Annotated in this window: 8 protein-coding genes; 3 read left to right on the top strand and 5 right to left on the bottom strand. The window is 66.8% G+C overall.

Annotated elements, in window-relative coordinates; all coding sequences use genetic code 11:
* Positions 1 to 282: 282 nt before the first annotated feature.
* Both ACO06P_RS15900 and ACO06P_RS15895 read left to right on the top strand, forming a co-directional pair.
* Positions 283 to 2139: an autotransporter assembly complex protein TamA gene (locus tag ACO06P_RS15900; protein WP_420346208.1), complete on the top strand. Its 1857-nt coding sequence runs from the start codon at positions 283 to 285 to the stop codon at positions 2137 to 2139.
* Between the two features lie 19 nt (positions 2140 to 2158).
* The gene (locus ACO06P_RS15895) at positions 2159 to 6574 is read left to right on the top strand and encodes a translocation/assembly module TamB domain-containing protein (protein WP_421935125.1); all 4416 of its coding nucleotides are present in this window, start codon (positions 2159 to 2161) and stop codon (positions 6572 to 6574) included.
* Between the two features lie 111 nt (positions 6575 to 6685).
* Here ACO06P_RS15895 and ACO06P_RS15890 read toward each other — a convergent pair whose 3' ends face one another.
* From ACO06P_RS15890 to ACO06P_RS15870, 5 genes are all read right to left on the bottom strand, one after another.
* The gene (locus ACO06P_RS15890) at positions 6686 to 7486 is read right to left on the bottom strand and encodes a hypothetical protein (protein ID WP_420346207.1); all 801 of its coding nucleotides are present in this window, start codon (positions 7484 to 7486) and stop codon (positions 6686 to 6688) included.
* An 86-nt stretch (positions 7487 to 7572) separates the two neighbouring features.
* Positions 7573 to 8451 (bottom strand): LysR family transcriptional regulator, encoded by an 879-nt coding sequence (locus tag ACO06P_RS15885; RefSeq protein ID WP_421938132.1) that lies wholly within the window; start codon positions 8449 to 8451, stop codon positions 7573 to 7575.
* A gap of 383 nt (positions 8452 to 8834) precedes the next feature.
* Positions 8835 to 9587 (bottom strand): SDR family NAD(P)-dependent oxidoreductase, encoded by a 753-nt coding sequence (locus tag ACO06P_RS15880; RefSeq protein ID WP_420346205.1) that lies wholly within the window; start codon positions 9585 to 9587, stop codon positions 8835 to 8837.
* 306 nt (positions 9588 to 9893) lie between these two features.
* Positions 9894 to 10895 carry an NmrA/HSCARG family protein gene (locus ACO06P_RS15875; protein ID WP_420346204.1) on the bottom strand — a complete coding sequence of 334 codons (1002 nt, stop codon included), beginning with the start codon at positions 10893 to 10895 and terminating at the stop codon, positions 9894 to 9896.
* Positions 10882 to 11703, bottom strand: a complete 822-nt coding sequence (locus tag ACO06P_RS15870) for a LysR family transcriptional regulator (RefSeq protein WP_420346203.1) — start codon at positions 11701 to 11703, stop codon at positions 10882 to 10884. Before ACO06P_RS15870 ends, ACO06P_RS15875 begins: the two co-directional genes overlap by 14 nt.
* Before the next feature lie 98 nt (positions 11704 to 11801).
* Between ACO06P_RS15870 and ACO06P_RS15865 the strand changes: the two genes are divergently transcribed.
* Positions 11802 to 13142 carry an MATE family efflux transporter gene (locus ACO06P_RS15865; protein WP_420346202.1) on the top strand — a complete coding sequence of 447 codons (1341 nt, stop codon included), beginning with the start codon at positions 11802 to 11804 and terminating at the stop codon, positions 13140 to 13142.
* Positions 13143 to 13667: the final 525 nt, after the last annotated feature.

The following is a 13667-nucleotide window of genomic DNA, read 5'->3' as shown; positions in this document are numbered from 1 at the left end:
CGGGCCCTGGCCAAGGCCTCCCCGCCCGGTCCAGGTCTGCGTGGAGTCCTGCCGTCCGCTCGGCCGCATGGCGATGTTTTGCGGCGTGACAGGGGGCGGCGTCCGGTCTTAAATGCCCCACCAAGGCACACGAACGAGAGCGATTGCGCCCCTTCCGCGCCAAGGCCAGCGGCTGACGCAATGCGGCGGACCGCAAAGGGACCCTATCGATTGCGCTGGCGGGAGGCGGCCGTATCCGTGTGCGATCCTGATCGGCACCGTCTGGTGCGAAAACTTGGGCTGGTGCAAAGACTTGGGGCGGGTTGTCTCGGCCTGCTCATGACCCTGTGGGGGCTCGGCCCTGCCGGCGACGCTCTGGCACAGCAGGCCCCCGAGTTCTTCAACGACGAGGAGACACCGGCTCCCCAGAGCGAGGAACCGGTTGTCGGCTATGAGACCCTGCTGCGCGGCGTCGAGGACGAGGGGTTGCGGGCGGTCCTGGAAGGGTCGTCGCAACTCTTCGCCCTCGCGCAGAGGCCACCGGCCACCCTCATCGGCCTGCGGCGGCGGGCCGAAGCCGATCTCGAGCGCCTGCGCACGGCCCTGCGGTCCGAGGGGTACTACGCCTCCGAACTCGACCTGGAAATCGACAGCGACAGCCGCCCTGTCCGGGTCGCTCTGAACGTCACGCCGGGCCCGCGCTACAGTCTGGCGGCCTACGACATCGGCTATGTCACCAGTCCGGCGCCCCCGCAGGCGCTGCGCCCCGATCTGCAGGAGATCGCCGTCACCATCGGCATGCCGGCCCGCGCCCCGGAGATCGTCGCCGCAGAGCAGAACCTCGTCAGCCGGCTGCAGGAACGCGGCTATCCCTTCGCCCAGGTCGCCGAGCGCAAAACCTTCGTCGATCACGAGGCGAGGGTCATGACCGTGCAGCTCAGCCTGGACGCCGGGCCGGCGGCCACGCTGGGTCCGCTGACATTCACGGGCCAGGAGCAGGTCGCGGAGAGCTACCTGCGGCGGATCGCCGGATGGGACGAGGGAGCCCCCTATGACCGGCGGGTCCTGCAGGAAACGCAGCGCCGGCTGTCCGAAACCGGGCTGTTCGCCTCGGTCACGGCCGAGACCGCCGCCGAACCCGCTGCCGACGGCGCGCTTCCCGTCACGGTCACGCTTGTGGAACGGGCGCAGCGCTCCATCGGGGCCGCGGCCTCGATCTCGACCGATATCGGCCCGGGCGCCGAGGTCTTCTGGGAGCATCGCAACCTCCTGGGCGAGAACGAGACCTTTCGGGTAAGCGTCACGGGGTCCCTGATCGAACAAAGCAGCGCGCTCGAGTTTCGCAAGCCGGCCTTTCTGGAGCGCGAGCAGGCCTTGCTGGCGGAACTGACCGGCGGCTTCGAAGACAACGACGCCTTCGAGCGTCAGGCGGTTGAAGGCCTGGTCGCTCTGGAACGGCCCGTTCTGGACAACTGGCGGGTCACGGCCGGTGTCTCGGCCGGATACGAGGTCGTCGATGAAAACGCCAATGGCGCAACCGGCGAACGCCAGTTCACGCTCTTCGGCCTGCCGTTGACGGCCAGCCGCGATACCACGGACAATCCGCTTGATCCCGCCAGCGGAACCCGCCTGCAGGCGTCGCTGACGCCGGCTACGGGGGTGGGCGACGAGTCGCTCTTCTTCGCCACCGGAACCCTGGGCGGCTCCGCCTACTATGCCGTTGACGAGGACGCCCGCTTCATCCTGGCGGCCCGCGCACGGGCGGGAACGATCCTGGGCGAGGAGACCGAGGTGCTGCCCGCCGACCGGCGCTTCTATGCCGGCGGCGGCGGGTCGATCCGGGGCTACGAGTTTCAGCTGGTCGGCCCCCTCGACGACGATGAAGATCCTCTGGGCGGTACCTCCCTGGTGGAACTCGGCGTCGAGGCGCGCGTCCGTGTAAGCGAGGACATCGGCGTCGTCCCCTTTGTCGACGGAGGAACGGTCTTCGACGACCCCTGGTTCAACAGCGGCGAAACACTGCGCTGGGCGGCCGGCCTGGGACTGCGGTACTTTACCGGCTTCGGACCCCTGCGACTGGACGTCGCCTTTCCGCTCAACGGGCGTGACGACGTGGACGAGACCCTGCAGATCTACATCAGCTTCGGACAGGCGTTCTGAGATGCCGCGGGCCGGCGCTATGCTGAAATGGACGGCCATCGGCCTGACCACGGTCCTGGCTGTCGCCGCGCTGTCGGGGCTGCTCGCCTACGGCTGGCTGGAGAGCGAGGCCGGCCGCGGCTGGCTGAAGCGGCAGGTCGAGGCCGCCGTCAGCACGCCGGGCGAGATCGAGCTTTCGATCGAAGCGCTCGAGGGCAGCCCCTGGCGCAAGATGACGGCCCGCAAGGTGACGCTGCGGGATCGGGCCGGCCCATGGCTGCAGTTCGGCGCCGTGGAAGTCGCGTGGCGGCCCGGCGCTCTTCTGAGGGGCCGCCTGGATATCGAGGCGCTGACGGTGCGCGCCGCCGCACTGGACCGGCTGCCCGCGGAATCTTCGCAAGGCGCAGATCCGGCGCAGACCTCGGAGGGTCTGGCCGTTCTGCTGGACCCGCCACTCGACATCCGAATCCGGAAACTGGATGCGGATGAGATCGCCCTCGGCGCGCCGGTTCTGGGACAGGCCGCCCGCTTCACTCTGCAGGGCGAAACCGCCAGTGACGGGGAGCGCCAGCTGTCCGCCGATTTCACGCTGCAGCGGCTCGACGGGCCCGAGGCCCGGCTGCGGTTTGCCGCCGCCTACGATCCGATGCGCGACGACCTCATCGTCGACGCCGAAGCGGTGGAGGCGCCGGGGGGCCTCATGGCCACCCTCACCGAGCTTCCGGAACTCCCCGCAGCGGAACTAAGGTTGAACGGCAGTGGCCCGCTGAAAGACTGGAACGGCAGCCTGGCGTTTGCGCTGGGCGCGGTTGCCGATGCCGAAGCGGCCATCGGCGTCATGCGATCCGCGGAGGGCGGGCTGGCCCTGCGGCTGGATGGCCGCAGCACCGTCGCCGCGGTTGACCCCGCCACGCCCTGGGCGCTGCTGGCCGGCACGACGCGGATATCGATGGCGGCGGCCTGGACGGCGGACGACCGGATCGATCTGCAGAGCCTTTCCGCCGCCAACGACACATTCAACGCCTCGCTCAGTGGCAGCGTGGAGATGGCGGGCGCGACCGTCGACCTTGCGATGACCGCCAGCACCGAAGCCGATCCCGCAGTCTGGGAAGGTCTCGGCCTGGACAGTCTCCGCCAGGGCTCCGTCGATCTTACGGTTCAAGGCCCCATCGCAAGGCCCGTCGCTGTGTTCGGCCTGAGCGCCCGGGACGTGGCCGCAGCAGAGTTCAGGGCGGCAGCCCTCAGCGCAGAAGGGCGCCTCAGCGCCGAAAGCGACCTCCTGGACTCTGCGCCCGTGCTGGCTCTGGACCTGCAAGGCGTCATCGACGGGCCGCAGATCAGCGGGGCGGACAGCGTCAACCGGCTGCTGGACGATCAGGCACGCTGGTCCCTTGCCGGAGAGCTGGACGCCAACGCCGCCACCCTCACCGTTACCGGACTGGAGGCCGCCCTCGGCAGCGTGAAACTCGCGGCCGGTGGCACCACCGACCTTGCTGCCGGCTCTGCGGAGATGGACATGGTGTTGGACATCTCCGACCTCGGGGCGCTGCAGCCGCTGACGGACGTCATGCTCGGCGGAGAGGCGACCCTGCGGGGGCCGCTCAGCCTGGAAGGCTTCGGCGCGCGGATCGAGACCGAACTGGCCGGCCGCTGGGAGCAGCCGTCCAGCGACATCCCGGCTTTGACGCGCGCCACCGAAGGCGGTGTCGAGATCGCCACGCGACTGCGCTACGCGGACAGCCTGCTGCGTGTCGAGAACCTGACCGCCGTTTCGGCCGCCGGGCGCCTTGAAGGCGCCCTCAGCGTCACGCCGGCGGGAGATCTCGCAGACGGCCGCTATCGTCTTGTCCTGCCGGATGCGGCCCGGCTGGCCGCGGACCTGGGCGCCGCCTTCACCGGCGAGGCCAGCCTCGAAGGCACCTTGGCCGGGCCCGCCGATGCCCTGCAAACGGCGGGGAGGATGCAGGCTGCCGCCGTGTCGGTCGGGGGCCAGGAGCTGAAAGACATCAGGGCTTCCTACGCCTTCGTCCTCGGTGGCCCGGACAGTGACGGCCCCGACGTCGAAGGCCCAGACATTGCGGGCCCGGTAGAACTGGCCCTGGAAAGCCCGGTAGGAGCCCTCGACGCGCGCGCCGGTCTGCGCCTGCGCGCAGACAGGCTGACTTTGGAGGCGCTGGACCTCCGCCTGCCGGAGGCCAGGGTGGACGGCAGAATTGTCGTTCCCCTCGACACCGGGGAGCCCGCCGCCGATCTCACCGCCGATCTCACCGCCGAGGTGGCCGATCTGGCCCCCTGGCTGTCGCTTGCCGGCCTGGCCGGAAGCGGTCAGGGACGCCTGGCGGTGCAGCTCAACGGCGCCGGCGATGCGCCGCCGCTTCAGGCCTCCGCCGAACTGACCGCGCTCGCTCTCACGATGGCACCGGATACAGCGCCCCTGCGCGTGGGGTCCGCCGCCCTGCGCCTGGAGAGCCAAGGCCTTGCCCTGGACGCCGGGGTTTCCCTGACCATCGATGCCGATACCCTGGCCTGGCAGCGCCTTCAATTGGCACGCCTGGACGTCGAAGGCGCGGGCACGGCCGAGGCTTTCGACGTCGCCCTGACGACGGCCGGCAATTGGATCGAACCGCTCGACCTGCGCCTTGCCGGCCGCATCGGTCAGAAGGGTGAAACCCTGACCATCGATCTTGCCGAGGCCGAAGGCCGGCTGCTGGGACAGCCGCTTGCCCTTCAAAGGCCCGCCGCGCTGACGCTCGGCCCGGACTCCTTCGGGCTCCGCGGCCTCGATCTGGCTTACGGCGAGGCGCGCCTGTCCGGCGAAGCGCTGCTCGAAAAGGAGCAGGTGCAGCTCTCCGCCGTCGTCGAGGACCTGCCGCTGCAGTCCGCCGACGCGGTCTGGCCCTCGGGTCTTGAAGGCCGGGCCTCGGCGCGGCTGGAACTGGAGGGAACACGTCTGGCGCCGCGCGGTCAGGCAGACCTGGCCGTCACTGCCTTGCGTCCGCGCGACGCCACGGACCTGCCGGAGCTGACTCTCGCCGCAAGCGCGCTCTGGCGCGGCGGGCGTCTGCAGGTTGAAGGAAGCCTCGGCGGCGCCGCGGTTGCCGAGGCCCGCTTTCGGGCCGACGCGCCGCTGCGCATAAGCGCCGCGGGCAGCCTGGAGATGCCGCCCGACGAAGCCATGTCGGGTGAACTCGGCTGGAGCGGCGACATCGCCACCCTGCTGCTTTTCGTGCCGCTGCCGGAACATCGCCTCAACGGAGACGCCAGGGTGGCGATGACCGCGGCCGGCTCGCCGCGCGCCCCGCGCATCGACGGCAGCGTCGCCCTCACCCAGGGCCGCTACGAGAACCTGGAAACCGGGACCCTGCTGCGCGACCTCGAAGTCCTGGCCAGGGTCGATGGGGACAGGGTGACGCTGACAACCCTGACCGCCAACGACGGCGCCGGCGGCAGGGTGACCGGCGACGGCGGCATGACCGTCGATCCCGGAACCGGGTTTCCCTTCAGCGTCTCCGTCGCGCTGGACAAGCTCCATGCCCTGCGACGCGACGATGTGACGGCAGTGGTGGGCGGTACGGTCCAGGCCGCCGGGACCCTGGAGGCGCCCCGGGTGGAGGGTCGCATCACCACCGAGACCGTCGAGATCAGCCTGCTGGCCGCCCTGCCGCCGGATGTCGTCAGCCTCGATGTTACGGAGCTGAGGGACGGCATCGTTCAGCAGCGCCCGGAGGAGACCGACGCGCCGCCGCCGGTGGATGCCGCGCTCGACATCGTTATCGAAATGCCAAGGCGGGTCTTCGTGCGCGGCCGGGGGCTCGATTCCGAATGGGCCGGACGGATCGCGGTCGCCGGCAGCGCCAGCGCGCCGGAGGTGACCGGGGAGATCGCCGTGGTGCGCGGCCAGCTTTCGGTGGTCGGCAAGCCCTTCGCGCTGCGGAACGGCACCGTGACCCTGCCCGGGGCCGCGGGCGACGAGACCAGCCTGGACATCACCGCCGCCTACCAGGGTCAGGACCTGGACGTGACCGCCCGGATGGCCGGGCCGCTTTCCCGCCCCGCGCTCGAGCTTTCCTCGACGCCGGCACTGCCCCGCGACGAGATTCTCTCCCGGGTTCTCTTCAACAAGGCGTCCTCCGGGCTCAGCGGGGCCGAAGCCGCACAGCTCGCTCTGGCGGTGCAGGAGTTGAGAGGCGAGGGCGCCAGCGGCATCCTGGACTTCGCCCGCCGTACGCTGGGCGTCGACGTGCTGCGGGTCGATACCAACGACGGCGGAGCCCCCGCGGTGGAAGCCGGCCGCTACCTGACAGATGGCGTCTACGTGGGCGTGAAGCAGGGCGCTTCGGCGCAATCGAGCGCCGCCGGCGTGGAGGTCGAACTGACCCCCAACATCACGGTCGAAAGCGAGGTCACCGGCTCCGGCGCCAACAAATCCGGGGTCCGCTTTCAGTGGGATTACTGAACGGCCGGAGCCACCGATGGCGACAGGGGAGGTCGAGAGTCGGGTCGGTTCCCGACCTCCCCTTTGGCCCGGTGTCGCAAGTCTGGGAGTTTCAAGACAGGTCTAGGAGTTTCAAGACACGGCGGCGCTTCGGGGGCGATGCCATTCCCGCCTTGCGATGTGAAGCTCCCCGGAGCTCTTCTTTTTGCTTCCCCTCTCGGCTTCCAGCTGCCGATAGAGTTCGCCCGGCGCAAAGCGCATGAGGTGTTCGATGTCCTCCTTGGCCATCCACACGATCCACTCGGCAAAGGATTCGGAACTGCCGGGCGTGTGCCAGAAGCCGGGCTCCATGTGCATGTAGCCCTCACGGGCGGCGAGGCCCTTGCAGGCCGCCAGGGGGTACATGAAGCCGAAAACGTAGTCGGGCGACCACTGCATCAGGCTGAGAGCCAGGGCCATGCGTGGCAGAATGGTGGTGAGCCCGGTTCCCCGAAACCCCTTGCCGCCGCCATCCTTCAGCCAAAGCTCTCCGTGGTAGCAGACCCGTCCTGTGATTCTCTGGCTGCCCGGGGTCGGCGAGTAGACGAACTGGCTCGGATCGTCCGTGTCGCCGGGGGTCATGTACTTGTGCCGATGCAGCCTGAAATGATCGGCCAGGGAGATCCCGGAAAGGTCAAGCAGGCGCATCGCCTGGGTATGCACAAGCTCCCCGTTTTCATCGAGGCCCTTGATCCAGAACCCGTTCGTCGCATCGATGTAAGAACTGGCCACGTCGTACATCGGGTAGAGCGTTGATCTTTCCGGCTGGGCCGAGCGGACCCTCCGGAACTCCTCGAAGTCGGTACTGACCTCCAGAGTGAGGCCCCTCGCCTGGCTGACATGGATGATGTCAGAGATATAACGAATTGATTCGTAAAGACTATTAGCAAACATCGGCGCACGCTCCCTTATTTCACGTCATGGGTGATGAGATAAGGTAGCGCGATACGCGCCGTTCGAAACGTCGGCAGCCTGCGGTCTTAGATGTCGAACTCCATGGCAAGGTCCTCCGCCATGGGTTCGACCGCCTCGGGGTCCATCCCCTCGATGTCGATGCGCCGCGTCCTTGCCACCAGCACAGCCAGGGCCGTGTGGCCATCGGGGAACACGCAGCACATCAGCAGCCGCTGGAAACTGACCGGAAGCGGCGGCCCGCCCCGCTCACGCGGTATCTGCGCGTAGACATGATCCAGCCGGACGCCACCCTCGTTGAAAATCTCAGCGTGGGCGCCGGAAATGAACTCGTTGAACTCGCTTCCGGCAGGGTCTTCCTTGGAGAAACGGCCGATGGCGCTCTTGGCCCAGACCTGGTCGAACCAGGTGGCATAGGAGGACTTTTCGCCGATGGCGACGCAGAGCCAGCCTTCATCGTGCGCCCGATAGAGAAGCAGATAGGGCTTGAGACGTTCGATCTCCGGGGACTCGATCTGAAACTTCGCATTGGCCCAGGCGAGGAACCCTTGCTGCAGGATGGGCGGGCTGTCGATCCACAGGCGGCCCAGCGGATGCTGCTGGGCATAGAAATCGCGGCCTTGCTCGTCGTGGTACCTTGAGAGATTCATTCCCGAGGCCGCGGTGCCGCGAAAATGATGGTCGCTGAGCCATGCCTCGGCGTGACCGAGGACCCTCTCAGCCTCCTCCATCGCCTGCCTGCCGGGCTCTGTCAGCACATACTGCCGGTTCGTGATCTCGAAGAATTTCGAGCCCTTGATCTTCTCCAGGGCGTCGATGTGCCGCCGCACCGTCTGGCGGGTGATGCCGAGGGTGGCCACTGTCCTGGAGAGATTGAGCGTCCGGCCCAGTGTCGTAAGGGACCTCATCATTTCGAACAGTACGGGCGGGCGCTGCAAAGCTGACATGGCGATGAATCGGTCCTTACGATCAAGAGGATATTATCGAACAACTTATACAACAAATGATTGTTCTTACGAAACCAACCCGGCAGCCCAACCAGAGGACCGACGTCGATCAGCACATTCTGGTCTTCAAAGCGGCGGTGCCGTCAGATCCGCTGCCTGCCGGTTCGGACGCCCCGGCATCTGCAGGCGGTCATGAAGACCAATCCTAAGATTTAGCGCTTTTGGGGGGCTGTGTGAACGCCGTCGCCCAAAGGGCCGCGCCGGCCCCTTGGACGGCGACGGGGTGGCAAAAGGGGCGACGACGGGGCGCTGACGTCCGGCGTCCGGCGCTGCGGGGCGCAGCGTCCTGGGGATGGCCTTAGGCTGACCGCCCGGGCGCTGCCCTACTGCGCGGTGTATCCCCCATCGACCGGGTAAAAACCGCCGGTCGAAAAGCTGCTTTCGTCGGAGAGAAGGAACGCGACCAGATTCGCCACCTCTTCGCGGGTCGCCATGCGGCCCATCGGATGGGCCGCTCGCACGGCGGCCAGCACCTCATCCGGCGTCTCGCGCATCTTCGGTGTCTCCACGAAGCCCGGCCCGACCGCGTTGATGCGCAGGCCCTGCTGTGCGAATTCCAGTGCTGCCGAGCGGGTCAGCCCAAGGATGCCATGCTTCGCGGCAGTGTAAGGGCCGATCCCCGCCACCCCGACCACGCCATTGGCGGCCGACAGATTGACGATCGCGCCGCCGCCACTCTTCAGCATCGCCGGAATCTCGTACTTCAGGCAGTGAAACACGCCGCTGAGACACGTCGCGATGACAGCGTTCCAGTCTTCGACGGTCGAGTCCGGTATTGTCGTGCCGCCCGGGCCGACGATCCCGGCATTGTTGACGGCCATGTGGAGCGCACCGAACCGCGAGACCGTCTCCTCGACAAGCCTTGAGACCTGAACCGGATCGCGGACATCGCAGACGAGACCGAGGCTCCGCGCCCCGGAAGGGTCGAGGGTTTGTGCCGTCGCGCGGGTCCTTTGCGGATTGCGGGCGGCGACGACAACGGACGCGCCGCGCGCATAAAGCGTCGCCGCGATGGTTTCACCGATGCCTTCGGTTCCGCCGGTGACGATCGCGACCTTGCCGTCGAACGCCTGCATGGAGAGCCTCTTCAATCGCCTCGCCGCCATCAGCCTATCAGAAGGGCGGGCCAGAACGTGTCAGGAGACTTCTGGGCAGAGCGAACGGCAGGCCGCGCCAGACAAGAAGGCGAACTCTGTTTCCGCCATAACCCTACGCCGACGACATTCACAAAGCCGGCATCTTCGGCGAACAGCACCCCGATGCCGTCGGCGTCGTCATCGTTCCACCGATCGAATAAGCGCCGGCGACGGTGTCTCCGCTATCGAAAAGGGGCGGACACCTTTCGCTTTATCGACAGCCGACGGATCACCGCTGCAATCGGATCACCCCGCTGCAGCTTTGGCGCCGTCACCCCAACCGGCGGTTCGCAGATAGGCTTCGAAGGTCATCGCATCGGGGTTGAAGCGGCGCATATAGGCTGGCGCGCCGTCCATGCCGAAGCTGTCGAAATAGCGATACATGAGCATCAACTCCTCGCCTTGTTCGGCAACGCATTGGTCCCAGCTCATCTGTTCGTAGCGCAATGCATGACCTGTGACCCGCGACAGGGCCGCGGTAATCTCCGCCATGCTCGAAACGTCGGCGGCCAGCGGCATCACCTGCCCGGCCCAGATACCCGGATGCTCGAAGGCCGTCACGACCATGGCGGCGATATCGGCGACGGCGACCTGCCGGTAGAGCGTGTCCGGCCGGATCGGATAGCGCACGACGCCGCTTTCCAGGATCGTCTCGCGATCCCATTCCCAATTGTCCATGAAGGCGGCAGGCCGGAAGACGGTCCAGGGCTTGTCCAGCGCGCGCACCCGGGTTTCGACCCGCCATTTGCTCTCAAGGTGCGGGACGCCGGTATTGCGATCCATGGTCGAGGCGCCGGTGTAGACGAGGTGCTCGATGCCGGAAGCGGCGGCGGCTTGCGTCAGGTTGACACCCTGGCGCAGTTCGGCCTCGACACCAGCTTCCAGAAAATCCTGCACCGAGAACAGCGCGCCGGCACCGGCGAGCCCGCGATCGAGAGAGGAGCGATCCTCCAAGTCGGCGCGCACCACTTCCGCACCCTTCCCGGCCAGCGCTTGAGCGGCCGGTTTGTCAGGGTTGCGCGTGAGCGCCCGGACCTTGTGGCCGTGGGCGAGAAGACGATGGGCGACGGCGCCGCCTTGTTTGCCGGTAGCGCCGGCGACGGCGATGGGCCGGTCGTAGATCTTTGCGTTCGACATGACAGAGGCTCCCTGACTGGATGATGCAGGGAACGTGGGCATTGCGCGTTTGCGGAGAAGATCGCCCATCGCGCATTGGATGCGCGTCCATGCACCATCAAGCGGTGCCACGCTTCATCGTCTGCACAAAGGCCTGGACCTTGGCCGAGCGATGCAGGTCCACATGGGTCACCGCCCAGATTTGTTCATGCCAGTCGTCTTGCGGAGGCGCCAGTTCCGCCAGCCCTGCGCTCTCGGCCATTGCCTTCGGCATGAAGCCCGCGGCGCTGCCGGTGCGTACGGCGGCCCAGAGTGCGGCGACGCTGTCACTGGTCATGACGACCTGCTCGGGCGGTACATTCTCCCTCAGCCACTGAAAATAGGGCGTTGACGGAGCATGCCGGCCCGGTCCGGCGAAGCGGTCCGCATCGGCTGTCGGCCCATAGAGGCCGACCGGCAAACGCCGCAGCGGCAGGACGACATTGTCGGGATGGTCCGGCTTCGGCCCGATGCGGAAGGCGATGTCCGCCTCGCCGTATTCCAACCTCAGCACCCGGTCGCTGCTGACCAGATGAACCCGCATACCGCGATGCTCGGCCTGAAACGCCATGGTCACCGGCAGGATTATGGGGACCAGAACATCAACGCAGGTCACAGTGAAAACGCCGGACAGATCATCCACGCCGCCGCGCGCAAGCCGGAACAGCTCGCCGAATTGAGCAGCGGTCGCATCCGCGACCCGGAGCAACTCGCGGCCCAGCTCTGTTGGTGAAAAGCCCCGAGCGTGACGTTGGAAGAGCTTTGCACCGAGCGCAGCCTCCAATGAGTCGATATGCCGCGTCACCGTGGCACGGTGCACGCCGAGTGCTTCCGCGGCGGCGCTGATCGTGCCGAGCCGAGCGACCTGAGCGGCGGTGCGGATCTCGTCCCAGTTATCCATGCCCTATGAACGCGCATAAAGTGCGCGTTTCCTTATCTTATGAACATTTTCGCAACAATAAATGATTCGGGGTCAGAAATTCAAACCGGACTCCAGAGATGAACGGTGCAGCCGCACTTCCGCAGCCCAGTCTGCGCACCATACTGTCGGAGGTTCCTCCTATCCTGCGGCTCGCCGTCCCTGTCATTGTCGGCCTCATCTCCGGCACGCTGATGGGGGTGGTCGACACCCTGATGATCGCGCCGCTCGGAACCGATGCGCTGGCGGCAACCGGCCTTGCGACCAGCGCTCTGATCATCGTGCATTCCGGTCTCTTCGGCCTGTTGTCGGTGGTCGCGGTCGCGATGGCCCAGGCTCATGGTGCGAAGGATCGGCAGGCGCTTGCAGCGCATCTGACCCACGGCTTCGTTCTGGCGGCCCTGGCCTCTCTGGCGGTCGCCGGGGCGATGGTCCTGGCGTTCCCGGGTTTTCTCCTGCTCATGCCATCGCCGAGGGTGCTCGACGCGCTCTACCCTTACTGGTTGGCCATGGCGGCGATGACCGTGCCCTATGCGCTCTTCGGCGCGCTGCGGGGGCTCTACAACGCCGTCAATCGGCCATGGATCGTCGTCTGGATTGCACTCGCGGGGGTGGCGGCGAACATCCCGCTTAACGGGCTTCTGATCTATGCTGCGGATCTGGGGCTCCTGGGTGCCGGGCTTGCCAGCCTGGCTGCCAAGAGCGTTGTTCTGCTGCTTGCCCTCTGGCATTGGCGGCGAGCACCCAGCATGGCCAGCTACCGTCAGGCTGCCCGCTTCCGCCCGTCGTCTATGCTGCATCATGTGAAAGAAGGTGTACCGGTTTCTCTCGGCAGTCTCGGCGAAGGCGGCGCCTACGCCACCACGGGACTGATGATGGCCTTGTTCGGCGCAGCAGCCCTCGCGGCCAACCAGGTTGTCCATTCCATCGGCGCGATCATGTACATGGTGCCGATGGGCATGACGGCGGCGGTCGCCATCCGCATGGGTCAGGCGGTCGGCGCCAATGAACCCAGCCGATACCGCCCGGTCTTTCTTGCGGCCAACGGCGTCGCGCTCACCTGGGCTGCGCTGGTGTTCACTCCGCTGCTCGTTTTACGCGGCGACATCGCAGGCGCCCTCAGCGCTGACCTTGCGGTCGTCGCCCTGGCCATGCCGATGTTCGTGGCCATGGCCTTTATCCAGTTTGCCGACGGTCTGCAGTCTATCGCCCTGGGTGCACTGCGGGGGCGCACCGACAATCGCGGTCCCAACGCCATCACGATCACGGTTTACTGGGCCTTCGCTCTACCACTGGCTTACGCCGTTGGCGTCGTGCTCGATTTCGGCCCGAGCGGCGTCTTGGCAGGATATGCGATCGGCGTCCTGTTCGCGGCGCTGATCCTTCAGGCTCGATTCTGGAAGAGGACGCAACCGGTATAGGTCGTCGCTGGTCGCGGCATCCCGGGAGCCGTCCGATGGCCCGGCTGCCGAGGGCGTATCGGCCGGATGTGCCTTCAAGGACAGGCTGTCGCGCATAACATCGCAGAAAGACCAGCCAAAGAGTATGGCGGGGAGGGCGGGAGTCGAACCGAAGGGCCGGTTTCGACTTCTAAGCCCCGGAAACTCGCCACCTTCTTCGGCCCATTTTGGTCAATCTGCGGTAGACGGAAATTCCGACGGAACTTGGCGATTTCAGCGCACAACCCGGCCTGTAGAGAACCAACGCAAATGCCACCCAATGCCCGATATCGGCCATAGCCGGTCGTGGTTGGGAGCAGATCTACACTCCGACGCTGACCCGGAGCGGTCGTTTGACTGGGTTTGATCTCAGCGGCTGCGTTCGGCCAGGACGGGTCATTTGCAACAGCTGCGGCGAGATCCGCCTCCGATCATCAGTTGTGCGGGACAGCGCAAGCAGGGGCCCCGTCAGGCTCCTGTCAGACTTCGAATCGATACTGTCAGGCG

The sequence above is a fragment of the Pelagibius sp. genome, assembly GCF_965227505.1.
GTDB lineage: Bacteria > Pseudomonadota > Alphaproteobacteria > Kiloniellales > Kiloniellaceae > Pelagibius.
This window is presented reverse-complemented; position numbering and strand designations above follow the sequence as displayed.